The sequence below is a fragment of the Streptomyces sp. JL2001 genome, from assembly GCF_050917515.1.
GTDB lineage: Bacteria > Actinomycetota > Actinomycetes > Streptomycetales > Streptomycetaceae > Streptomyces.
Genome location: NZ_CP169421.1, coordinates 7,240,754 through 7,263,323 on the forward strand (window position 1 = coordinate 7,240,754; position 22,570 = coordinate 7,263,323).

The following is a 22,570-nucleotide window of genomic DNA, read 5'->3' on the forward strand; positions in this document are numbered from 1 at the left end:
GGATCATCCCAAACAGTCGTTAGGGGTCAATTCCCGTCACATGTCGCTGATTTCGCGCCACCTCGCTTCTGAAATCGTCACTCTGTGAAGATCGCCGGTAACTTCATGCCGTCGCCGCCACACCAGGGGCACGAGGCCCCACGGGACTAGCGGCCCGAAGGACATCTCCTCACTTGACGACAGCGACCGACAGCTTCAAGGTCCAGCCGTACACGCGACACTGCCAAGTGATCCACCTCGAAGGCGCCCACACCGTCATCGGCGTCTCCCCGGGAAACAGCTACTTCTCGGCACAGCGCGTCGCCGACCTCGCCGCCTGGGGACTGCGCAACTTCGAGCAGGTCGACCTCATCTACACGGACCTGCACGTCGACGACATGTACGAGGCCCTCGGCTATCCGCCCGACGAGGCCCGCCGCAAAGCGGTCAAGAACCTCCGCGGCGTACGTGCCAAGGTGAACAACGCCGTCGCCGGCCTGGATCCCGGCGGGGAGCGGCTCCGCGGACGCCCGATGTCCGCGCTGCTCGACATCCCCGCCTACCGCTTCCTGCGCAAGCACCTCGACGACCTGCTCGCCACGGACGCGGACTTCCTCGCGGCCTGCGACGGACTCGTCGAGTCCTTCCTCTCCTCGAAGGTCCTCGACGGGCAGGCGCCGACCGCCCGTCAGCGCGAGGTGTGCCTCCGGTACGTCTGCGCCGAGGCCCCGCTCTTCCTGGACACCCCCGCCGTCCTCGGTGTCCCCTCTTCCCTGAACTGCTACCACCAGCTCCTGCCGATGGCCGAACTGCTCTACTCCCGCGGTTCCGGCCTGCGTGCCTCCCGCAACCAGGGCCACGCCATCGTCACGCCGAGCGACGGAGACCGCCATGACCACTGAGGTACTGACCGACTTCCCCTTCTCCCCGCGCGGCGACCGTCTGCCGCCCGAGATCGAGGCCCTGCGCCGCGAGCCGGTCAAGCGGGTCCGCACCATCGCCGGTGATCCGGCCTGGCTGGTGTCGTCGTACCCGCTGTGCAAGCAGGTGCTCGAGGATCCGCGGTTCAGCCTGAAGGACACCTCGGCTCCCGGCGTCCCCCGGCAGTACGCGTTGACCATCCCGCCCGAGGTGGTCAACAACATGGGCAACATCACCGGGGCCGGACTCCGCAAGGCCGTGCTCAAGGCGATCAACCCCAAGACGGGCGACCTGACCGACTGGATGCGGCGGGAGGCCACCGCACTGGTCGACGGGCTCGTCGCCTACGGCCCGCCGGCCGACCTGCGGGGCCGTTTCGCCAACCCCTACGCGGAGCACCTCCACTGCCGGATCCTCGGCATACCCGAGGCGGACGCTCCGCGCCTCGCCGCCAGTCTCGACATCGCCTTCATGAACTCGGCCTGCCCCGTCACCGGCGCGCGGCTCAACTGGGACCGGGACATCGCCTACATGGTCGAGCGGCTCGACGACCCGGCGACCACCGGTCTCATGGCCGAACTCGCCGCGCTGCGCGCGGACCCCGACTACGCCCATCTCACCGACGAGATGCTGGCCACCGTCGGCGTGACCTTCTTCGGCGCCGGCGTCATCTCCACCATGGGCTTCCTCACGATGGCGATCTTCTCGCTGCTCCAGCACCCCGACGTCTGGGCACGGCTGCGCGAGGAGCCGGGGAGGATCCCCGCCGCCGTGGACGAGCTCCTGCGGATCAACCTCTCCATCGCCGACGGACTGCCCCGCCTCGCCACCGAGGACGTCCGGCTGGGTGACGTGGAGGTGCGGAAGGGGGAGCTCGTGCTCGTCCTCGTCGAGGCCGCCAACACGGACCCGGAGGTGTTCGCCGATCCGCACACCGTGGACCTCGACCGGCCGAACGCGTCGGCGCACCTGTCCTTCGGCGGCGGCGGCCACTACTGCCCGGCGACCGCGCTCGGGAAGAGGCACACCGAGATCGCCCTCGAAGTGCTGCTGGACCGGATGCCCGACCTGCAGCTCGCCGTGCCCGTCGACCAGCTCGTGTGGCGCACGCGCTTCATGAAGCGCATCCCGGAGCGCCTGCCGGTGGCCTGGTAGACCACGGGCCGGCCCCGAAGCCGCGTCGGAGCCCGGGAGCCCGGGAGCCCGGGAGTGGCCGGGCGCCGGAGCCCGACGGGCAGCTGTCCGGCCCGCCGACGCCGGGTGGACCTCCGGCCCGCCGTGCGCGACGCGGCGGGCCGGGAACGGCGCCCCTACTCGGCGGCGTTGCGCCAGACCGTCAGGTCCAGGGTCATGTAGGTGCTCGGCGAGTCCTCCGAGGAGAACCCCTGGACGGTGACGAGCCCGACATGGCCCGAGCCCGTGGTCACGCAGACCTGGCGGCCCTTCGAGAGCTTGTTCACGTAGACGTTCCTGGTGAACCGGGTGTCCTTGCGGCAGGTGTCGAGAGAGCCCTCCTGGCCCGGATCGAGGAGCACCAGGTTCCCGCCCGTGCTCTCCGCGTCGAGGTAGCCGCCGGTGTCGTACGAGAGCTCGTAGTTGCCGTCCTCGCCGTCCTGCGGCCGTACGTCCTCGTCCCCGAGCGTGAGGTGGTAGCCGGCGGTGAGGTTGATGCCCTGGTAGGTGGAGGGCTCAGGGGTCCTGGCACTCGGCTTGTCGCTCGGCGCGGCCGACGCGTCCCCACCGCTTCCGCCGCTGGAACCCTTGGCGGTGTCGCCGTTCCCCTCGCCCGGCGAGGAGTCGCTCCCCGTGGTCTGCCGGCCGTCGTCCTTGTCCTTGAGCAGGAGGTACGCCGTGCCGGCGCCCGCCACGCCGAAGACCAGCACCGCAGCGAGCGCGATCAGCAGCCCGCGCCTGGCGCCACCCTTGCCCTTGCCACCCGGCGCGGGCGGCACCGGCGCGGTCGGGTAACCCCCGGACTGGTGGTGCGCGGCGGGGTACTGCGTGGGCGCGTAGGCATGGGCGTGCGCCGGTGACGGCTGCGGGGTGTGGCCCGGCGGCGGAGTCTGCGGATGCGTCGGACCCCCCGCCACGGGCGGCGGCGTGTGGTGCTGCGGAGGCGTGTACGACCCGGGCGGACCGAACCCCGGCGGAGGCGTGGCCGGTGCCGTCGGCGCGTGAGAGGCGCCTGCGGCGGTCGGCGCGTAGGAGGCGCCCGCGGCGGTCGGCGGCGGGGTCGTGGGTCCGGCCGGCGCGGTGGGGGAGTAGCCCGCGGGCGGTGCCGCGGGTGCCGCCGGTGCCGTCGCGGGGTGACCCACGGAGGGCGCGGCCGACGGGGGCGGCGGAGTCTGGACCGGGGCGGGCGCCGCCGCCCGTACGGTGATGTCGGCGGCCACCGAGACCGGCAGCCAGTCCTCGGGGCGCCGCAGCACCGTCTCCGCGTTCGCCGACTGGCACAGGGCGATCACCTCGGCGACCGTCGGCCGCGCCTCCGGGTCCTTCGCGAGGCAACGGGTGACCAGTTCCTTCAGCCGGTCGGGGACCTGCGCGAGATCCGGCTCCTCGTGCACGATCCGGTAGAGCACCCCGTGCGAGGTCCCCTCCCCGAACGCCGGCGAGCCCGTGGCCGCGTACGCCGCGACCTGGCCGAGCGCGAAGATGTCGGTGGCCGCGGTGACCCGGCGGCCCGCGGCCTGCTCGGGGGCCATGAACGACGGGGTGCCGATGGTGACCCCGCTGCCGGTCAGCGAGGTGGCGTCGGCGGCGTAGGCGATGCCGAAGTCGATGACGCGCGGACCGTCGGCCGCGAGCAGGACGTTGGAGGGCTTGAGGTCGCGGTGCACGATGCCCGCGCCGTGGATGACGTGCAGGGCCTCGGCCATGCCGGCGATCAGCAGCAGCACGGCCTCGACAGGCAGCGCGCCGTGCGCGACCACCGCGTCGGCGAGCGAGGGGCCGGGGACGTACGCGGTCGCGAGCCAGGGCTGGGCGCCGTCGGTGTCGGCGTCGATGACCGGTGCGGTGAACAGCCCCTGCACGCGCTGCGCCGACTGCACCTCCTGCGCGAACCGGCGCCGGAACTCCGCGTCCTCACCGAACTCCGGCCGGATCACCTTGATGGCGACGGGCCGGCCGCCCGGCGTGTACGAGAGGTACACCTTGCCCATGCCGCCCGCACCGAGCTTCGCGGCCAGCCGGTAGCCCGCGATGGTGGTCGGGTCGTCCGCGGCGAGCGGCTGGAAGACGTGTGGGGCGCCACCCCGGGACGGTTGCTGACCACTCATCAATGTTCACTTCTCCCCGTGCGGAACGCCGATACCGACGGGCACCCTATCCAAGTGCGGTCGTGACCGCGCGTCATCGACCGACTCCGACCGGCGGCGCCCGCGCCGGGTCGAATCGGGGCGGGAGGCGCACATGGTGAGGCATCGGACAGGGGGGCGGGGTGGTGTCACCGTGCGCGCGGTGCGACCGGATCATGACCTCATGTCGAACACCTCCCGACGCGGTCTGCTCGCCGCCTTCGCGGCCACCGCCGCCGCCGTCCCGCTCGGCGGTCTCGCCGCCGCTCCGGCCCGTGCCGCCACCGCCGCCGCGGCCACGACGGCCACCGTGCCCGGACTGACCACGCCTCGCTCGTCCGTGACGCAACCTCCGCTGGACGCCTCGTACTTCACCCGGCTGACGCTCGACGGCGCCCTCACCGCCACCGTGCTGCCGGGTACGCCGGTCCGCACCGAGGTGACCTCGGGCGGTCGGCGGGTGGCCCTGCTGACCCACGGCGCGCGGACCGTCGTCGTGCCGGGGCCGGAGCGGACGTTCACGGAGAACAAGAAGCCCTTCGTGGACGACTTCCAGCGCACCCTGCCCGACCTGTCGCTCCCCGAGGCGGACCGGGCGTACTGGGGCACGTCGCCGGGCGGCGGCGCCTGGAGCACGCTGGGGCCCGTCGACACGGACTACGCGGTGGTCCCCGGCGGCGGCGTCATCACGCTGACCACCGACTTCGCGAGCCGTCACGCCAGTCTCCGGGACGCGGAGATCACCGACGTGGACGTGCGCGCGGTGGCCAGGTTCGACAAGGTCCCCACGGGACAGGCCTGTTCGTACGCGCTGACCTTCGGATACGTCGACGTCCACACCAACCGTCGGGCCCGGCTCTCCTTCCTCACCACGGGCGCCGTGGAGCTGCGCGTCGAGAAGGAGGTCGACGACGCCGTCACCCCGCTGTCCCCTGTCGTCACCGTCGCCACGGGCGTGCCCGCGGGCACCGACTGGACGATCCGGGTGCTCCGCGAGGGCGAGCGGGTCCGGGTCAAGGCGTGGCGCAGCGGCGCGACCGAGCCGGCCGCGTGGACCGTCGACGTCACGGACGCGGGCTCCCCCAAGGGGCGGGTGGGGCTGCGGGCGCTCGCCAACGACGGCTGCACCAACCTGCCGGTCAAGCTGACCGTGAGCCGCTTCCAGGTGGACGCCGCCACCTGGGAGGCGCCGCCCGCCGTCACCCACCGCGACTGGGTCCGCGTGCTGCCGCAGCCCTTCGACGGCACCTGGACCCCGGAGCTGGAGCAGGTGATCCGCGGGTGGGCCGGCTCCACCGAGCCCGACGTGCTGTCCTACGCGGCCATGTTCCTGGCCGACGCGCCGGCGGTGCGCAGCGGGGCGGGCCCGGCCCTGGGCAAGCAGGTGCTGGGAGCGGCCGGTTACGGCCACCTGGACCCGCAGGGCTACCGCTACGAGGGTGCCGACTTCCACGAGTACATGGGCCTCGGGTGGACCTTCCCGGACGGCACGTACACCGGACCCACCGCCCAGCAGGTCGGCAACCTCGACTGCTCGGGGTACACGCGCATGGTCTTCGGCTACCACATGGGTGTCCCGATGGCCGCGGGCCAGGACACCTCCCGGACCCGGATCCCGCGCGCCTCCCGGTACATGGCCGACTACGCGCCCGGCGTGCGCGTCGACCGGACCGACGGCACGAACCCGCCCGCCGCGCAGGCCCTGCAGCCGGGCGACCTCGTGCTGTTCAACGCCGACTCGGGCGATGACGGCCCGACGGCCACGGTCGACCACGTCGGCATCTACCTCGGCCTGGACGGGGCGGGGAAGCGGCGCTTCCTCTCCAGTCGCAAGACCGGCAACGGGCCCACGATGGCCGATCTGGGCGGCGCCTCGCTGCTGGACGGGACCGGCACCTACGCGAAGCGGCTGCACACGGTGCACCGCATCTGACGGGCAGGGCCGCCACCGGCCCGCGGTGCGACGCCCCGTCTCAGGGGCGGGGCCAGGGGCGTCCCTCCAGGCGCTCGATGTCGCTGTTGAAGCGCCTGAGGTAGGCGGCGAAGTCGGCCACCTCGTCGGGCGACCAGTCGGACAGGACCTTCTCCAGGCCGTGGAGGTTCGCGGAGCGGTCGGCGTCCAGCCGGCGCCGGCCCTCGTCCGTGATGCTGAACTTGCGGGCGATGCCGCCGTCGGGGTCGGGGATGCGCTCCACGACCCCGGCCTTCAGCATCGCGGCGGTCTGCCGGTTGAGGGTCGAGGCGTCGAGCCCGAAGGCGTCGCTGAGCTGCCCGATGGACATCGGCCCGTCGATCCGGATGCGGTTCAGCACGACGTACGCACTCCGGTCGAGCCGCCCCTCCGCACTGCGCGCGCCGGGGTTGAACAGATGCGAGTGCCGCCCGATCAGCATGGTCTCGAACTCGATCAGGTGCGTGGGCTTTTCCATGGAAGGCATTTTCCCAAGCCCTTCCCGTGACCCGGCCATCGGCATTCCGTCGCCTCCGCTCCCTGATCACCGCCGGTGCGTGGCTCCTGTGATGTGCACGATACATGAAGAGTGCATGGTGCAAGGGATATGTATGATGCACATCGACAGTTCGGGCGACATCGCGCCAGACCCATGCGTAGGGAGAACCAGTGACCGGCTCCAAGACCGACGCCCGCCCCGGTGGTGTCGTCGGTGTCCTCGCCTTCGCGGGCATCGTGGCCGCGCTCATGCAGACGCTGGTGGTGCCGCTCATCGGCGACCTGCCGAGGCTCTTCGACACCACCGCCTCCAACGCGTCGTGGGTGGTGACGGCGACCCTCCTCTCCGCCGCGGTGGCGACCCCGGTCGCCGGCCGGCTCGGCGACATGTACGGCAAGCGGCGCATGCTGCTCGTGTCCGTCGCGCCCCTCGTCCTCGGCTCCGTCGTCTGCGCCCTGTCGTCCTCCGTGGTCCCGATGATCGTCGGCCGCGGCCTGCAGGGCCTCGGCATGGGCGTCGTCCCGCTCGGCATCAGCCTCCTGCGCGACGTCCTGCCGCCGGAGCGGCTCGGCTCCTCCATCGCCCTGATGAGCGCGTCCATGGGCGTCGGCGGCGCACTCGGCCTGCCCTTCTCGGCGGGCGTCGCCGAGAACTCCAGCTGGCGCGTGCTCTTCTGGGTGGCCGCCGCCCTCAGCCTGGCCGTCGGCGTCCTCATCGCCTTGCGCGTGCCGGCGGACCATGCCCGGCCCGCGGCGGCGCGCTTCGACTTCCTGGGCGCGTTCGGCCTGGGCAGCGCCCTCGTGTGTCTGCTCCTCGGCGTCTCCAAGGGCTCCGACTGGGGCTGGACGAGCGGCACCACCCTCGGCCTCCTCGGCGCCGCACTCGTCGTGCTCCTCGCGTGGGGGACGTGGGAGCTGCGCATCGACGAGCCCCTGGTCGACCTGCGCGTCACGGCCCGTCCCCAGGTCCTGATGACGAACGCCGCCTCGATCCTCGTCGGATTCGCGATGTACGCCCAGTCCCTGGTGGTGCCGCAGTTGCTCCAGCTGCCCGAGGCCACGGGCTACGGACTGGGACTGTCCATGCTGGCCATGGGCCTGTGGATGGCCCCGGCGGGCCTGATGATGATGGTGCTGGCCCCGCTGGGCGCCAAGCTGACCGCGGCTCGCGGCCCCAAGATCACCCTGGGCGTCGGCAGCCTGGTCATCGCCGTCGGCTACGCCTCCTCCCTGCCGCTGATGGGGTCCACCGGCGGGCTGCTGGTCGTCACCCTCATCTGCAACACCGGCGTGGGCCTGGCGTACGGGGCGATGCCGGCGCTCATCATGGGCGCGGTCCCGCAGTCGGAGACGGCGTCGGCCAACAGCTTCAACACCCTGATGCGCTCCATCGGCAGCTCGGTCTCGGCGGCCGTCATCGGGGTGGTCCTCGCCCAGATGACGACCGACTTCGGCGGGCACCTGCTGCCGTCCGAGGCCGGATTCCGCACCGCGATGATCATCGGCAGCGGGGTGGGACTGGCCGCCGCGGTCGTGGCGTTCCTGATCCCGGCCCGGCCGACGCCGGGCACGGACGCGGTGGATCCGGTGGGCGCTGCGGGCGTCGGCACGGGCGACACCAGCGCGGACGCGGACGCGGTCGCGCCGGGTCCGGACGCCGGCACCGCACCGCGCCCCGCCTCCGGCGCCACGGCCTGACCTGCGGTCAGGTGCGGGGCACTCGGCCTGCTCCGGCGCCGGGGCCGGGGCCGAGCGTCCCGCGTCGGACGTCCGGCGGGGCCGGCGTCACGGCCTCCGGGCCGGGAACTCGACCACCACGTCGACGCCGGCCCGCCGCAGCAGGTCGGCGAGGAACTCCGTCTCGACGAGAGTGCCCGCCAGGCCGGTCCCGAAGAGTCGGGCGGCGGTGGCGCGGGCCTCCGCGAGCGACATCGGGCGGGCCGAGCGGAGCGCCTTCATCACCGGTGCGGAGCCGCCGGCACGGCCGGTGGTACGGAGCCGGGCCGGGCCGTGGGCGGACAGGAGGGCGTCGCGGATCCCGTCCGGAGTCACCGGCCCGCTGTCCTCCTCGCACCAGCCGTTCGGGCAGGACCGGCACCGGCCCTCGGTGCCCCAGTGGAGCATCCCGCCCTCCACGAACTGGCCGACGTCGCAGTCGGTCTCGCCGCCACAGGCGTCACACCGGCCCGTGACGCTCGTGCCCTGGGTGATCACGTTTCCTCCTCGCTCACCGCGGCGTGCGACAGCACCGTGCCGCGCCGGTCGGACCCTGGAACGCCATGCCCCCTTCACGCAAGGGAGCGGCGGGGGTAGGAGGCCCCGCGGAGCCCCTCGGCCACGGCCGGCGACGCGGACGGCGGCGGCGGCAGGGACGCGAAGGGCCGCACCCGCGCGACCACGCGGGCGTGGGACGCCGGCTCCCGGGTCCGCCACCGCACGGGATCAGGCGTCAACGGCCGTACGTGGCCCGGCACAGGTCCACGATCTCGGGCGGGACGGCGTGGGAGCCGTCCGCCTGGCGGCACAGGGACCGCAGGCTCGGGGCCTGACCCGCGGGCCGCTTCCCGGGCTGCGCGCGGTCCGGCCTCGCCGGCCCCGGTGTGACGGCCGGGCGCCGGCGCCGGGGTGTCCGCGCCGCCTCGTCGGCGTCGCGCCGTGTCCGCTCCCGCGCCTGCCCCGGAGCCTTCCCCGCCCGCGCTTCGCGGGCGGGCTTCTCGTTCCCGAGGGGCTCCGTCTCGGCGAGCGTCTCCCGGGGTGCCGGCTGCGCGGGCACCGGCCAGGCGGGCCGCGGAGCCGGAGGCCGTACGAGGGTGGGGCTCCTCCCCGCGGCAGGCGCCGAAACCGCCGGTGCCGGGACGTCGGGGACGGCGACGCAGCCGGTGGTGACGAGAAGCGCGGCCATGGCGAGGGGCGGAGTGACGCGGCGCAGGTGCATGGCGCCACCGTGCCCGACCACGGCGCCTCGGACGGCGCCGAGGGAGACCGCACCACCGTGACGAGTGAACGGCGCGCACGGGACCACGCCTGCGCCACCGCGGGCGGATCGCCGGCCGGAACAGCACCTGACGGCCACTCCGGCCGGTGCTTGACCTGAACCTTGGTTGATGTACGAGGGTCGTCCCATCGAACGGCGAGACGAGGAGTTCCGATGACACAGCCCAGGATCCTGGTGACCGGCGCGACCGGAAAGGTCGGCGGCGCGGTGGTGACCCGGTTGCACGCGGCGGGGGTGCCCGTGCGGGCGCTGGTACGAAGGGAGGCGGACTTCCCGGAGGGTGTGCAGGCGGTGCGCGGCGATCTCGGTGATCCCGCGTCGCTGGGCACGGCCCTGGAGGGCGTCGATTCGGTCTTCCTGGTGTGGCCGTTCCTGAGCGCTGAGGGCGCGTCGGACGTGATCGACATGATCGGGAAGCACGCTCGACGGGTGGTGTACCTGTCATCCGCCGGGGTGGGGAGCGACAAGGAGGAGCCCGGTGAGGCGATCACCATGTTCCACACGGAGCTGGAGCGGCTGATCGAGGCATCGGGCCTGGAGTGGACGGCACTGCGGCCCACCGGGTTCGCGAGCAACACGCTGGGCTGGGCGGAGGAGGTCCGCACCACCGGTGCGGTACGGGCGCCGCTGGCAGGGCTGGCCCGCCCGCTGATCCACGAGGCGGACATGGCCGCGGTCGCCGTTCAGGCGCTGACGACCGACGCCCTGCTCGGGACCCGCCCCCTGATCACCGGCCCCGAACTGATCACCCAGGAACGGCAGGCGGCCCTGATCGGCGAGGCGATCGGGCGACCGGTGCGGTTCGAGGAGGTATCGCTGGACGAGGCCATCGAGCAGATGAAGGCCGCAGGGTACCCGGCGGAGCTGGTGGAGGCCGTGCTGCCGGCCCAGGCGGAGATGCTCGACCATCCGGAGCCGGTCAACGACGAGGTGGAGCGCATCACGGGCACCCCCGCCCGGTCCTTCCAGGAGTGGGCGGTGGACCACGCGGCGGACTTCCGCTGACAGGCCCCCCTCGCCCGGCCGCCCTGGCTGCCCGCCCGGCCGGTCAGCGGCCGGGGCGCGCGGCAGCCGTCGCCGCTCCCGCGGTGGCGAGCGCCCGTGGTGCGACCGGCTCGCCCAGGTGCGAGGCCGCCGTCCGCCACGCGGCCGTCACGGCCTCGCGGGCCCGGGCCGTGCGCTCGGCGCAGTCCCCGCCCGTCAACGCGACGGACGTGCCGACGTGCACGTGGAGCCGCGGCCGGCGCAGCGGCGCGGTGAACAGGCCGGCGAGCTGCTTGGCGCCGCCGCCGGACGTGACGCGCCGGGCGCCCGCCTGACCCAGGGGCACCACCGGCGCCCCCGTCCGCTCGACGAGGCGGGCCAGTCCGCTGCGGAAGTCCTCGGGCGCCGCCTCCCCGGCGTCCCTGCGGCGAGGCAGGCCGCCCTCGCCGTAGATCAGGACGACGCGGCCCCGGTCCAGCGCCCGGGCCGCGCCGGTCAGGGCGTCCGCGGCCCGCTCGTCCCGCCGGTGGACCGGGACGTGCCCCTCGCGCTCCAGGGCGCGGCCGAGCACCGGCACCCGCCACAGTCCCGCGGTCGCCAGGACGACGGGCTCCACGCCGAGCCGGCGCAGCGCGGCGAGGACGATCGCGGGGTCGGCGAGCGAGGTGTGGTTGGCGACGACGACGCTGCCGGGGGCGAGCGTGGCGCCGGGGTCGGTGGTGACCGTCAGACGTCCGAAGGCGGGCACCAGGGCGTCGGCGAGGCGGCTGAGCATGTGCGCGGGTCTCCTGAGCTCGACGGGACTGGCCTCCATCGTGCTGACGCGACCCCGCGCGGACCTGAGTAGCGGTACTCAACCGCGGTACTCAACCGCCTGCTCGGCCGGCCCGCGGCTGCCGCTCCCCGCTGCCTCCACCCTCCTTCTCCCGGGCCGCGCCCGGCCCGACCGGGGCGCACGACCGAGCCGCCCTCCCGGCCCGGCCGCCGCGGCCCCGATCCGGTGCGAACCCGGCCCGGAGCGGCGTGCCGCGCGGGGCGCCGACGGCGTCGGGGAGCCCGTCAGGCGGCCGGGGCGTCGCCCCAGGCCTTGGCCAGGCCCTCCAGCCATGCCGGAGGCAGCTCCGCGGAGTCCCAGGCCGCGCGCAGCTCCTCGGGTGCGGTGCTGAGGCGTTCGAGTACGGCGATGCCGCTGGGGGAGTGGGCCAGGGAGTAGCGGCTGTGGATGCCGACGGCGCTGCCGGGACCGTAGTCCGCGTACAGCTGCGTCAGTCGCTCGCCGTGGGCGCGGGTGAACTCGTCCAGCCGGCCCGCGTACCCGGCCCGCTCCAGGGCGCTCATGGTGCCGAGCACGGCCGTGAGCACCCGGTCCGACTCCTCGGGGTCGAAGTCCGAGGCGTGGGCGAAGACCAGGTACAGCGGGGTCACGGCGACCTTCGCCCGTTCCACGTCCACGAATCCGACCGGGGGGAGCGGCCGGCCGTCCGCGCGGGAGCCCCCGTGCGGTCCCGTCGCGGTGGCCTCCTGCAGGAGGCGGTCGGCGAGGCGGCCGAGCGCGGCTCCGGCGGCGTGGGCGCCGTCGGACCAGCCGTCGGCGTACTCCCCGCCCCGCCCTTCCGGGAGCTCGACGCCGGTCTTGCCCAGCTCGCCGTGCGCCTCCGTGAGGGCGCCGGCCTCGACCAGCGCGACGAGCATCGCGGCCTCGTCCCCGAACACTCCCGCGCGGCCGAGGAGTTCGAGGACGGTCTGCTTGGTGTTCTGGACGCTGGCGGAGTTCAGCGGGTGCCGTGCCTCCTCGGCCGGGTTCACGGTGCGCTCCCTTTCGTCGTGACGGTCTCTCTGTGTTCTGACCTCGGTGCCCTGTGCTCTGAGCCCGGTGCCCTGTGCCTTGGCTCTGCCTGCCGGGATCCGTGCGCGTCGGCGCCGGTGCTCTCCCGGGCGGGCGTCAGCACGGGGCGACGGCCCCCGGTGGCCGTGGTGTCCTCTCCGTACGGATCAACATCACTCCATCATCCACGACTCCCGGCGCGTGGGCGGGCGTGGGCGCGCGTCACGCGACAGGCGACCGGGTGCACCCGCCGGTCCACGCGCCCCACCCGACCCGCGTCCCCCACCCTCCCCCCCCACCCCGTCCTCCCCGCGCCCTCCGCGTACGTCCCCGATCCGACGATCCGTCAGATCGTCCATCAGGTCATCCGTCCCGGACTCTTGACTCTGCTTCCCTCAGTCGGGATTCTCGACCAACCCTCGCGCGGAACATGACAACTCTCAGAGCCGCGCCGTCCGCCGACCGGAGACGTGAGTGATGTCCATGACGCGACCCACGCGCAACAGGCGTAAACCCCTGGCGGTGCTGTCACTGCTGTTGGCCATGATGGCCGTCCTGCTCGCTCCCGCACCCGGCTCCGCCGCCGACGGCGCCTGGTGGAACCCCGTCGCCCGGCCCGCGCCCGACTCGGAGATCGACGTCGTGGGCGAGCCGTTCAAGGGCACCAACGCCCAGGGCGAGGTGCGCGGTTTCGTCGACGCGCACAACCACATCATGTCCAACGAGGCCTTCGGAGGCCGCCTCATCTGCGGCAAGGCCTTCTCCGAGGGAGGTGTCGCCGACGCGCTCAAGGACTGTCCGGAGCACTACCCCGACGGCTCGCTGGCGGTCTTCGACTTCATCACCAAGGGCGGGGACGGCAAGCACGACCCCAACGGCTGGCCCACCTTCAAGGACTGGCCGGCCCACGACTCGCTGACCCACCAGCAGAACTACTACGCATGGGTGGAGCGCGCCTGGCGCGGCGGCCAGCGGGTGCTCGTCAACGACCTCGTCACCAACGGCGTCATCTGCTCGGTCTACTTCTTCAAGGACCGCAGCTGCGACGAGATGACCTCGCTGCGCCTGCAGGCGCGCAAGATGTACGAGATGCAGGACTACATCGACAAGATGTACGGCGGCGCCGGAAAGGGCTGGTTCCGCATCGTCCTCGACTCGGCCCAGGCCCGCGACGTGATCAAGCAGGGCAAGCTGGCGGTCGTCCTCGGCGTCGAGACCTCCGAGCCGTTCGGCTGCAAGCAGATCCTGGACATCGCGCAGTGCGACCGCGCCGACATCGACCGCGGTCTGGACGAGCTGCACCGGCTCGGGGTCCGCAGCATGTTCCTGTGCCACAAGTTCGACAATGCCCTGTGCGGGGTGCGGTTCGACCAGGGTGCGCTCGGCACCGCGATCAACGTCGGACAGTTCCTGTCCACCGGCACCTTCTGGCAGACCGAGACGTGCAAGGGCCCGCAGCACGACAACCCGATCGGACTCGCCGCCGCCCCGAAGGCGGAGGCCGAGCTTCCGGCGGGTGTGGCGGTGCCCTCGTACGCGTCCGACGCCCAGTGCAACACCCGGGGCCTGACGGAACTGGGCGAGTACGCCGTCCGCGGCATGATGAAACGCAAGATGATGCTCGAGATCGACCACATGAGCGTCAAGGGCGCGGGCCGGGCCCTGGACATCCTGGAGTCCGAGTCGTACCCCGGCGTCATCTCCTCGCACAGCTGGATGGACCTCAACTGGACCGAGCGGGTCTACGCGCTGGGCGGCTTCATCGCCCAGTACATGAGCGGCTCCGAGGCCTTCAGCGCGGAGGCGAAGCGGACCGACGCGCTGCGGGACAAGTACCACGTGGGTTACGGCTACGGCACCGACATGAACGGCGTCGGCGGCTGGCCGGGCCCGCGCGGGGCCGACACCCCCAACCCGGTGCGCTACCCGTTCCGCAGCACCGACGGCGGCTCCGTCATCGACCGGCAGACCACCGGGCAGCGGACGTGGGACCTGAACACGGACGGCGCCTCGCACTACGGCCTGGTCCCCGACTGGATCGAGGACGTCCGACTGGTCGGCGGGCAGGGCGTGGTGGACGACATGTTCCGCGGCGCCGAGTCCTACCTCGACACCTGGGGCGGCTCCGAGCAGCACCGGGCCGGCGTGAACCTGGCCGCCCACGCACCGGCCTCGGCCTCCACCAGCGAGTGGTGGAACCCCTTCGTGTCGTACGTGCCCGGCCGGGCCGTGGACGGCGACCGGGGCACCCGTTGGGCGAGCGAGTGGAGCGACGCCCAGTGGCTGCGCCTCGACCTCGGATCGCCGCAGCTGGTCAAGCGGGTGACGCTGGACTGGGAGTCCGCGTACGGCAGGTCGTACCGCATCGACCTCTCGGACGACGGCAGCACCTGGCGGACGGCCTGGTCCACGACGACCGGCGACGGGGGTCTCGACACGGCCCAGTTCGCGGGAAGCACGGCCAGGTACGTCCGGATCAGCGGGGTGCAGCGCGGGACCGGGTGGGGCTACTCGCTCCACGAGGTCGGCGTCTACAGCAGCTGACGGCACCGCCCCACGGATCGTGCGTGGGGCGGGCACGCCCATCGGGGGCGGACCGGCGATGACGGCCGCGTCCGGTGGGCGGACCGTGCGACGACGGCCCGGGAATCGCCGGGGCGCGCACAGACAGCCCGTGACCGGGCGGACCGGGAGACCGGTCCGCCCGGTCACGGCCGTACCACCGAGAGGGACTTCGCATGACCCGCATGCCGCTCGTCGAACGGCGCCGGCAGCTCACCGAGGCGGCGATCCGGGCGATGGCCCGCGACGGCGTCCCGCGGACGACGACCCGGTCCATCGCCGCCGAGGCGGGCGTGTCCCTCAGCGTCTTCCACTACTGCTTCGACTCCAAGCAGGCACTCCTGGAGTCGGTGATCACAGCGATCACCGACCACTACGTGGGGGTGGTCAAGCAGGCACTGCGGCCCCGCGACACGGTGCGGGAGACGATCCGGGCCGGCTTCGGCGCGTACTGGGACCACGTCCGCGCCCAGCCCGAGGAGCACATGCTCACCTACGAGCTCACCCAGTACGCGCTGCGCACCCCGGGCTTCGAACCGCTGGCGCGCCGCCAGCACGAGCGCTACGGCGAGATCTACCTCGAACTGATCGAGCAGCTCGGCGCCGCGATGAGCCTCGAACTCGCCGTCCCCGCACCGGTACTGGCCCGCTACCTGGCCGCCGCGACCGACGGGCTGACCCTCAACTTCCTGGTCCTGGGAGACGACGAGCCGGCCTTCGCGGCGATCCTCGACATGATCAGCGACCAGGTCGCCGCCCTCGCCGAAAACCCGGGCCGACGGGAGGCGACGCGGACCGGGCGGCCGTGACCGGTGCGTACCCGGACAAGCGGGGCCCCGCGCGTGCTAGGTTCCTGCTCCACCGCCGCCCGCTCCGCGAGAGCCGCGGACGGGGTGGGGCACGAGCCGCACAGCGGAGGAACGGTGGCACCCGATGGTCTCGGCAGCGAACGGCGGACCCGGGGGTCCCGACCACTCCGGTAGCGCACCCGTGGCGCACGTCCTGTGCGACACCGCGGCCCTGGCCGCGATCTCCCTGGGACGCTCGGGTGCCGTGTGGCGCCTCGCCGAATCCGGCCGTCAGCTGGACGCCAACGTGGTGAGCATCCCGCCCGGAGCACGCGTGGAGACCCACGTCGAGCCGGAACTCGACGTCCTCCTCCTCGTGGTGGCCGGCGACGGCACCCTCCTGCGCCCCGACGAGCCGCTCCCGATCGGTGAGGGAAGCCTGGTCTGGCTGCCCCACGGCGCCACCCGCGGCCTGGCCGCGGGTGGGCGGGGGCTCGCGTACCTGACCGTGCACGCCCGCCGACCCGGTATGCGGATCGGCGGCGTCCGGGGCTGAGCCCCCCGCACGCGTCACGGCGCACCCGTCGGCGGCGCACGCGTCACGGCACCCCCTCCCGGTCTCATCGAGTGCCCGCGCCCGCGTTCGCCGAGCATGTGCCGGGCGGCTTTCCGGCCGTCGGCCGTGGGGCACGACCCGCAGACGTGTGGGATTGGTGACATTCGTTCACATGTTCTCAGGGGGCCTCGAATCCGCTTGCTAGCGTGTGGGTCCCGCGCGCCCGACGCATCGTCAGGAACGCGTCTGACCAGCATGTTTCTCCCGCGAGAGGTCCTTTACATGACAAATCCGTCCCATCGAATACGCCATCTCGCCGGAGCGGTCCTGGTCGGTGCCCTGGTGTCCGGACTCCTCCCCGCCGCCGGCGCCTCCGCGGCGCCCGATCGGGCCCCGCGCGCCGCCCTGGCCGTCGGCGATCCGGTCGAGGGCATGCCCGAGGACGGCTTCGAGGACGAACCCGAGGGTGAGCAGGACGACTTCGTGTCCGCCTCCGCCGCGGCCTCGGCCCGCACGGCGGTTTCGGCCGGAGCGCAGGCGCTCGCCGCCCCGGTGCCCGGCCGGCCGGGCGACTTCCAGCTGGAGACGGGTTCCTCGCTCGCCGGCCTGGTGGGCCAGCTGGAGGGCGCGCTTCCGAAGCAGGGTCTGACCGACCTGATGGAGGAGGCCAACCGGGAGTCCGGCTGGGAGGGCGCCTGCGGGACCGCGGGCATCTACGGTCCCGACCTCGCCGTGAACCACCGGGTGTGCTGGAAGAGCGACGACGCCACGTCCACCGAGTGGATCCCGCAGGCCATCACCGGTGTCTCGGACGCTCAGGAGGACGAGGACTGGGGCACGTCCAACGCCGAACCGATCGCCGTCGCCGCGTACGACAACGAGAATCCCGGTCGCAGCGACTACACCGCCGGACGCGACAACTGCGTCCAGGACAGCGCCTCGGACGCCTGCAACGAGAAGGGCATCAGGGTCAGCTTCTTCAACCAGGCCACCCGGATGTACCGCCACGTGCTGCTGGTCTGGCCCTACGTCAACTCCAAGAACCACATCTCCTTCGACGCGCTCCACGCGCGCGAGGGCACGTGCACCACCTCCGTGACCAAGACCTGTAAGGCCCAGACGGGCATCCACGCGGGCGGCATGGTCTGGTACGGCAACTACCTCTACGTCGCCGACACCTCCAACGGTCTCCGGGTCTTCGACCTGCGCAAGATCATGGACCTGAACCCGGACAACGACGCCGACGTCAACGACCCGACGCTCGACGGCCTCGTCAGCGACGTCGTCGACAAGAAGCGGATCGGCCGGCAGAGCAACGTCTGGTACGGCTACGGCTACCGCTACGTCATGCCGCAGGTGGCCTCGCTCCGGTTCACCGCCGCCAAGACCACCGGCGACACCAGCAAGAACCAGTGCTACGCCACCGCCCGCCCGAAGGCGTCCTACGTCTCGCTCGACCGCACGGACACGGACCACCTGGTCCTCGGCGAGTACTGCAACACCAACAACGGCGGTTCCAGCCCGGGCCGGGTCGGCACCTACCCGATGGCCTCGGTCGCGGCCGCCGTCGAGGCCGCGGCCGGTACGAAGGCGAACGCCGACGCGGCCTACGGCCTGCCGACCGGCCCGGCCTTCGGGAGCGAGCCCCTCTGGCACAAGATCCAGGGCGTGACGCGCTACGAGGGCAAGTGGTACTTCCACCGCAGCAACGCGTACGACAACGGCCGACTGCTCCAGGCGGCGGTGGGCACGGTCGACGGCACCTCCCAGCTGGTCGGCAACGCGAAGGTGCTGCAGAGCTCCTTCGGTCCCGAGGACCTCTACCTCGCGCACGGCCGCGGCGACGGCTTCCCGCCGCAGCTGTGGTCACTGAGCGAGCACGCGCCGAGCGCGTCGTGCGGTGCCTGCAAGCGTGAGCTGTACAGCTACAACATGAGCGAGGTGATCGGCGACTTCGCCCCGTAGCGTCGCCGCCCCACCGGAGCCGCACGCGCGCGGTCCGCGCCGTGCGGCTCCCGCACGTCCGCCGCCCGGCGTGTGTCGCGTGCGGCAGGAGGGGGTTCCCCGCCCGGGTGCGGTGCGGTCCGGAGGCTCAGCGAGACCGGGTGGCGCGCCGGCGGGCGATGAAGAGGCCGAAGACGATGCCCACCAGCAGCGTGACCGTCAGGACGGCCCAGAGCGGCAGCGTCACCGTCGGGATCCAGAGTTTGATGGTCACGGAGCCCGTGTTGGCCGCGATGAACCAGATGGCCAGCGCGGCGAGGACCAGGAAGCCGATGGTGCGCAGACGCATGTCGCGGCCCTTGACGGTCAGGGTCGGCGGTCGATGCGTCGCGGATGCCTTCTGTGCCATAACGCTCATTATCTGATGAATCCGGCATTTATTCGAACGGTCGACGTCGCGCCGCGGGTGCGTCGGCCTCCGATGCCGCGGCCCTTGGCGCCTCTGGTCCGCCCGTCCCGGCCCGCGCGGGGCGACGGAAATCCGCTCGGACCTCGCGGGGGACAGCCCCTAGGCTCGACGGGAGCCGGCCGGAGTGCCGGGCCGCGGGGGAGCGGGGGAGCCGCTGTGCGATGGCGCTGGGGCAGGAAGAAGACGCCTGCGACGATCGAGGAGGCACCGCCGGACACCGGGCCGCCGGTGGACGACGACTTCTCCCCGCACCGCTGGGAGATCGAGGTGTGGCACGAGTGGCTCGAGATCTCGCCGACCGGACGCGAACTCCGGGCCTGGTGGACGGACGGGCGCCCCGACAGATCCGCCTCCGACGACGTGGAGCGGCACCGGGAACGTCTGGCCGAGATCCTCACCCGGGCGGCCCCGCGCGACTGCGCGGCCCTCGGTCTCGGCTGCAGCCGCCGCGTCGACCGGCCCTGCCGCGACCCGCGGCTCTGCCGGCAGGACCCGCCGGCCGGCTCCAGGATCCGCTCGGGTCCCGTCCCCGGCGCGTGCAGCTCGTTCATCGACTGCTGGTCCCCGCTGGGTCTCCGTGTGGAGTTCTCCGGGAACGACCGGCACCGAGCCGTGCACCTGCGGCTCGGACCGCCCGTCGACCCGGTGGGCGTCTGGGTCGACGGGGTACGCCTCGCGCCGGACCTCTGGCTGGACGAGGCCGGCTACTGGCTGGACGACCGGTTCTACGTCGTGGAGGCGAGCGGCCCCGACGACCACCCGGAGCAGCTGATCCCCTCCATGGGACATCTGGGCTGCTCGATCATGACGGTGGTCGTCCACGACGCCGAGCGCGCCACGACCCAGGTGCTCGTGCCCGAGGCCGGCGAGAACTGGACGTGGCCGGTGCTGCGCCTGACCGACGGGAGCTTCCGCGTGTACGCCGACGAGGCGGCCCTGGAGGCCGACACCCCCGACCGGGTCCTGCCCGCCGCTCCTCCGGTCAGAAGTCGACCGCGTCACGGATGAGCGGGCAGGTCATGCAGTGGCCGCCGCCGCGGCCCCGCCCCAGCTCGGCACCGACGATGGTGACCACCTCGACGCCCGCCTTGCGCAGCAGCGTGTTCGTCTGGGTGTTGCGGTCGTAGGTGAAGACGACGCCCGGCTCCAGGGCGACGGCGTTGTTTCCGCTGTCCCACTGCTGGCGCTCGGAGGCGTAGACGTCGCCACCGGTCTCGATCACCCGCAGCTCCGGCAGGCCGAGCGCCTTCGCGACCACGTCGACGAACGGGGTCGTGCCCTCGTCGGTGATCTCGACACCGGGTGCCCGGTCGGCGGGCCGCAGCGAGAAGGTGTGGACGGCGTCCATGATCCGCGGGTACAGGGTGACGATGTCGCGGTCGGCGAAGGTGAAGACGGTGTCCAGGTGCATCGCCGACCGCAGCTTCGGCATGCCGGCCACCACGACGTGCCGTGCGGCGCCGTTCGCGAACAGCGAGAGGGCGACCTGGGTGATGGCCTGACGGGAGGTGCGCTCGCTCATGCCCATGAGGACCACCCCGTTTCCGACGGGCATGATGTCGCCGCCCTCGAACGTGGCCTGGCCCCAGTCCTGTTCCGGGTCGCCCCACCACACGGTGCTGCCCCGGTAGTCGGGGTGGAAGAGGTAGACGGCCTTCATCAGCAGGGTCTCGCCGTGCCGGGCGGGCCAGTACAGCGGGTTGAGCGTCACGCCGCCGTACAGCCAGCACGTGGTGTCCCGGGTGTAGAGGGTGTTCGGGAGCGGGGGCATCAGGTACTCGCGCGCGCCGGTGGCCTCGCGGGCCAGCGAGACGTAACCGGAGCGGTGGTCCTCGGGCAGGTCCGCCGTCGACAGGCCGCCGACCAGGTACTCGGCGAGCGCACGCGGAGCGATCGACTCCAGGAAGGCCCGGGTGTCGTCGATGAGCCCCAGCCCCACCTCGTTGGCGATGATCTTGCGATCGAGCAGCCACTCCCGCGCCTCGGGGATCGCCATCGTCTCGGTGAGCAGGTTGTGCAGCTCGACGACCTCGACGCCCCGCTGGGTCAGCTTGTTGACGAAGTCGGCGTGGTCGCGCTGGGCGTTCTCCACCCACATCACGTCGTCGAAGAGCAGGTCGTCGGAGTTCGTCGGCGTCAGCCGCCGGTGGGCGAGCCCCGGCGAACAGACGAGGACCTTCCGCAGCCGTCCGACCTCGGAGTGGACGCCGAGGGCCGGCCGGGAGTCGGTGGTGTCGTGGCTCGTCATGGGGGACCTTTCCGGGATGCGGCGGCGCGGGGCGGGGCCGGGAGGTGGAGCGGGCCGGGGCTGCTCAGAGCTCGATCCAGCCCACGGCCAGGGCGACGACGCCCATCACGGCGCCGGCGATCGAGACGGCGCACAGCGCGGCCTCGCCGGGCGAGAAGGGGCGCCGGTTCTGCTCGCGACGCGCCTTGACGAACAGAAACGTGGAGGGCGCGTAGAGGATGAAGGAGACCAGGACGAACTTGAGCCCGGCCGCGTAGAGCAGGAACGCGGTGTAGAGGGTGGCCACGACGGCCACGACCAGTTCCCCGCGGGTGCTCCGCCCCGCCACGGCCGGATCACCGGCCGGGGCGCGGGCCACCTTCACGGCGAAGGCCGCGGCGAGGAGGAACGGGATGAGGCTCAGCGCGCTGGTGAGGTCGAGCGCGAAGTTGAACGCGTCGTCCGAGAACATCGTGACGACCAGGATGACCTGGCTCAGCAGCGTGGTCATGAGCAGCGCGGGCACGGGCACGTCGGCCGAGCTGGCACGGCTCAGGAACCGCGGCATGTCCTTGTCCTTGGCCGCGACGAACAGCACCTCGGCGGCCATCAGCGTCCAGGCCAGGTAGGCGCCGAGGACGGAGACGATGAGACCGACGCTGACGAAGACCTGGCCCCAGGTGCCGACGGCCGCCTCCAGGACCCCGGCCATCGAGGGCTGCCGCAGCTCGGCGATCTCGGCCATCGGCAGGATGCCGTACGACACGATCGTGACCGAGGCGAAGACGGCGAAGACGCTGAGGAACCCCAGGATCGTGGCCCGCCCGACGTCCTCGCGGCGCTTGGCGTGCCGGGAGTAGACGCTCGCGCCCTCGACGCCGAGGAACACGAAGACCGTGGCGAGCATGGTGCCCCGGACCTGGTCGAAGAGCGACCCCGCGTAGTCGGCACCGGCCCAGTTGTCCGCGAACACCGACGTGTCCAGGTAGAACAGCGCCAGGATCACGAAGACCAGGATGGGGACGACCTTGGCCACCGTCACGATCCGGTTGATCGCCGCCGCCTCCTTGACGCCGCGTCGGATCAGCAGGAAGAAGCCCCACAGTCCGAAGGACGACAGGACGACGGCGAGGAGGGTGTCCCCGTCGCCGAGCGCGGGCGCGATCGCGCCGATCGTCGACATGATGAGCACCCAGTACGTGACGTTCCCGACGCACGCGCTGGCCCAGTAGCCGAAGGCCGAGAAGAAGCCGAGGTACTCGCCGAAGCCCGCCTTCGCGTAGGCGTAGACGCCCGCGTCGAGGTCGGGGCGGCGCACGGCGAGCGACTGGAAGACGAAGGCGAGCATCAGCATGCCCAGGCCCGCGACCGTCCAGGCGATCAGCGCGCCCGCGACCCCCGTCTCCTGGGCGAAGCGGCTGGGCAGCGAGAACACGCCCGCTCCGACCATCGAGCCCACGACCATCATGGTCAGGGTGACGAGGGTCAGCTTGGCCGCCGGCGGGGCGCTGTCGGTCGTCGCGCCGGCTCCGGTGTCCGCCGCGGTCATCGACCACCTCGTCGGCAGGCGCG

The 22,570-nt window shown here is 72.7% G+C and carries 19 protein-coding genes; 10 read left to right on the plus strand and 9 right to left on the minus strand.

Annotated elements, in window-relative coordinates; genetic code table 11:
* The first annotated feature begins 173 nt into the window (after window positions 1-173).
* Together ACE1OA_RS32345 and ACE1OA_RS32350 are read left to right on the plus strand one after the other, a co-directional pair.
* Window positions 174-881 carry a tRNA-dependent cyclodipeptide synthase gene (locus tag ACE1OA_RS32345; RefSeq protein ID WP_356601674.1) on the plus strand — a complete coding sequence of 236 codons (708 nt, stop codon included), beginning with the start codon at window positions 174-176 and terminating at the stop codon, window positions 879-881.
* Window positions 871-2,055: a cytochrome P450 gene (locus ACE1OA_RS32350; protein ID WP_384873666.1), complete on the plus strand. Its 1,185-nt coding sequence runs from the start codon at window positions 871-873 to the stop codon at window positions 2,053-2,055. The genes ACE1OA_RS32345 and ACE1OA_RS32350 overlap by 11 nt, the downstream gene beginning before the upstream one ends.
* A 155-nt stretch (window positions 2,056-2,210) precedes the next feature.
* Here the strand turns inward: ACE1OA_RS32350 and ACE1OA_RS32355 are convergent, their stop codons facing one another.
* Window positions 2,211-4,181 carry a serine/threonine-protein kinase gene (locus ACE1OA_RS32355; protein WP_432753804.1) on the minus strand — a complete coding sequence of 657 codons (1,971 nt, stop codon included), beginning with the start codon at window positions 4,179-4,181 and terminating at the stop codon, window positions 2,211-2,213.
* Between the two features lie 202 nt (window positions 4,182-4,383).
* On the opposite strand from ACE1OA_RS32355, the gene ACE1OA_RS32360 reads away from it, so the two are divergent.
* Window positions 4,384-6,132, plus strand: a complete 1,749-nt coding sequence (locus tag ACE1OA_RS32360) for an NlpC/P60 family protein (RefSeq protein ID WP_432753805.1) — start codon at window positions 4,384-4,386, stop codon at window positions 6,130-6,132.
* Window positions 6,133-6,172: 40 nt separating this feature from the next.
* On the opposite strand, the gene ACE1OA_RS32365 is transcribed toward ACE1OA_RS32360, so the two are convergent.
* A complete protein-coding gene (locus ACE1OA_RS32365) occupies window positions 6,173-6,628 on the minus strand; it encodes a MarR family winged helix-turn-helix transcriptional regulator (protein WP_356601670.1) in 456 nt (151 codons plus the stop codon).
* 191 nt (window positions 6,629-6,819) lie between these two features.
* On the opposite strand from ACE1OA_RS32365, the gene ACE1OA_RS32370 reads away from it, so the two are divergent.
* Entirely contained in the window at window positions 6,820-8,346 is a 1,527-nt protein-coding gene (locus ACE1OA_RS32370; protein ID WP_356601669.1) for an MFS transporter, read from the plus strand.
* A gap of 87 nt (window positions 8,347-8,433) precedes the next feature.
* Here ACE1OA_RS32370 and ACE1OA_RS32375 read toward each other — a convergent pair whose 3' ends face one another.
* Together ACE1OA_RS32375 and ACE1OA_RS32380 are read right to left on the minus strand one after the other, a co-directional pair.
* Complete coding sequence (locus tag ACE1OA_RS32375; protein WP_356601668.1) at window positions 8,434-8,862, minus strand: hypothetical protein; 429 nt, start codon at window positions 8,860-8,862, stop codon at window positions 8,434-8,436.
* A gap of 235 nt (window positions 8,863-9,097) precedes the next feature.
* Window positions 9,098-9,583, minus strand: a complete 486-nt coding sequence (locus tag ACE1OA_RS32380) for a hypothetical protein (RefSeq protein WP_432753806.1) — start codon at window positions 9,581-9,583, stop codon at window positions 9,098-9,100.
* Window positions 9,584-9,796: 213 nt separating this feature from the next.
* On the opposite strand from ACE1OA_RS32380, the gene ACE1OA_RS32385 reads away from it, so the two are divergent.
* A complete protein-coding gene (locus ACE1OA_RS32385) occupies window positions 9,797-10,648 on the plus strand; it encodes an NAD(P)H-binding protein (protein WP_356601666.1) in 852 nt (283 codons plus the stop codon).
* A 43-nt stretch (window positions 10,649-10,691) separates the two neighbouring features.
* On the opposite strand, the gene ACE1OA_RS32390 is transcribed toward ACE1OA_RS32385, so the two are convergent.
* Together ACE1OA_RS32390 and ACE1OA_RS32395 are read right to left on the minus strand one after the other, a co-directional pair.
* A complete protein-coding gene (locus tag ACE1OA_RS32390) occupies window positions 10,692-11,402 on the minus strand; it encodes a lysophospholipid acyltransferase family protein (RefSeq protein ID WP_384873680.1) in 711 nt (236 codons plus the stop codon).
* 284 nt (window positions 11,403-11,686) lie between these two features.
* Window positions 11,687-12,433: a hypothetical protein gene (locus ACE1OA_RS32395; RefSeq protein ID WP_432753807.1), complete on the minus strand. Its 747-nt coding sequence runs from the start codon at window positions 12,431-12,433 to the stop codon at window positions 11,687-11,689.
* A 502-nt stretch (window positions 12,434-12,935) separates the two neighbouring features.
* Between ACE1OA_RS32395 and ACE1OA_RS32400 the strand changes: the two genes are divergently transcribed.
* The 4 genes from ACE1OA_RS32400 (at window position 12,936) to ACE1OA_RS32415 (ending at window position 18,323) form a co-directional block, all read left to right on the plus strand.
* On the plus strand, window positions 12,936-14,996 hold the full coding sequence (locus tag ACE1OA_RS32400) for a discoidin domain-containing protein (RefSeq protein ID WP_384873684.1): 2,061 nt from the start codon (window positions 12,936-12,938) through the stop codon (window positions 14,994-14,996).
* Between the two features lie 194 nt (window positions 14,997-15,190).
* Window positions 15,191-15,823 carry a TetR/AcrR family transcriptional regulator gene (locus ACE1OA_RS32405; RefSeq protein ID WP_384873687.1) on the plus strand — a complete coding sequence of 211 codons (633 nt, stop codon included), beginning with the start codon at window positions 15,191-15,193 and terminating at the stop codon, window positions 15,821-15,823.
* Window positions 15,824-15,947: 124 nt separating this feature from the next.
* Entirely contained in the window at window positions 15,948-16,358 is a 411-nt protein-coding gene (locus tag ACE1OA_RS32410; protein ID WP_432753808.1) for a cupin domain-containing protein, read from the plus strand.
* A 282-nt stretch (window positions 16,359-16,640) separates the two neighbouring features.
* Window positions 16,641-18,323: a hypothetical protein gene (locus tag ACE1OA_RS32415; protein WP_384873693.1), complete on the plus strand. Its 1,683-nt coding sequence runs from the start codon at window positions 16,641-16,643 to the stop codon at window positions 18,321-18,323.
* A 127-nt stretch (window positions 18,324-18,450) separates the two neighbouring features.
* Here ACE1OA_RS32415 and ACE1OA_RS32420 read toward each other — a convergent pair whose 3' ends face one another.
* Entirely contained in the window at window positions 18,451-18,711 is a 261-nt protein-coding gene (locus ACE1OA_RS32420) for a LapA family protein (RefSeq protein WP_356601659.1), read from the minus strand.
* Window positions 18,712-18,927: 216 nt separating this feature from the next.
* On the opposite strand from ACE1OA_RS32420, the gene ACE1OA_RS32425 reads away from it, so the two are divergent.
* Entirely contained in the window at window positions 18,928-19,779 is an 852-nt protein-coding gene (locus ACE1OA_RS32425) for a hypothetical protein (protein WP_432753809.1), read from the plus strand.
* On the opposite strand, the gene ACE1OA_RS32430 is transcribed toward ACE1OA_RS32425, so the two are convergent.
* Together ACE1OA_RS32430 and ACE1OA_RS32435 are read right to left on the minus strand one after the other, a co-directional pair.
* The gene (locus ACE1OA_RS32430; RefSeq protein WP_432753810.1) at window positions 19,754-21,019 is read right to left on the minus strand and encodes an arginine deiminase; all 1,266 of its coding nucleotides are present in this window, start codon (window positions 21,017-21,019) and stop codon (window positions 19,754-19,756) included. The two genes, ACE1OA_RS32425 and ACE1OA_RS32430, sit on opposite strands and share 26 nt — an antisense overlap.
* Before the next feature lie 64 nt (window positions 21,020-21,083).
* Complete coding sequence (locus ACE1OA_RS32435; protein ID WP_356778540.1) at window positions 21,084-22,547, minus strand: basic amino acid/polyamine antiporter; 1,464 nt, start codon at window positions 22,545-22,547, stop codon at window positions 21,084-21,086.
* Window positions 22,548-22,570 lie beyond the last annotated feature (23 nt).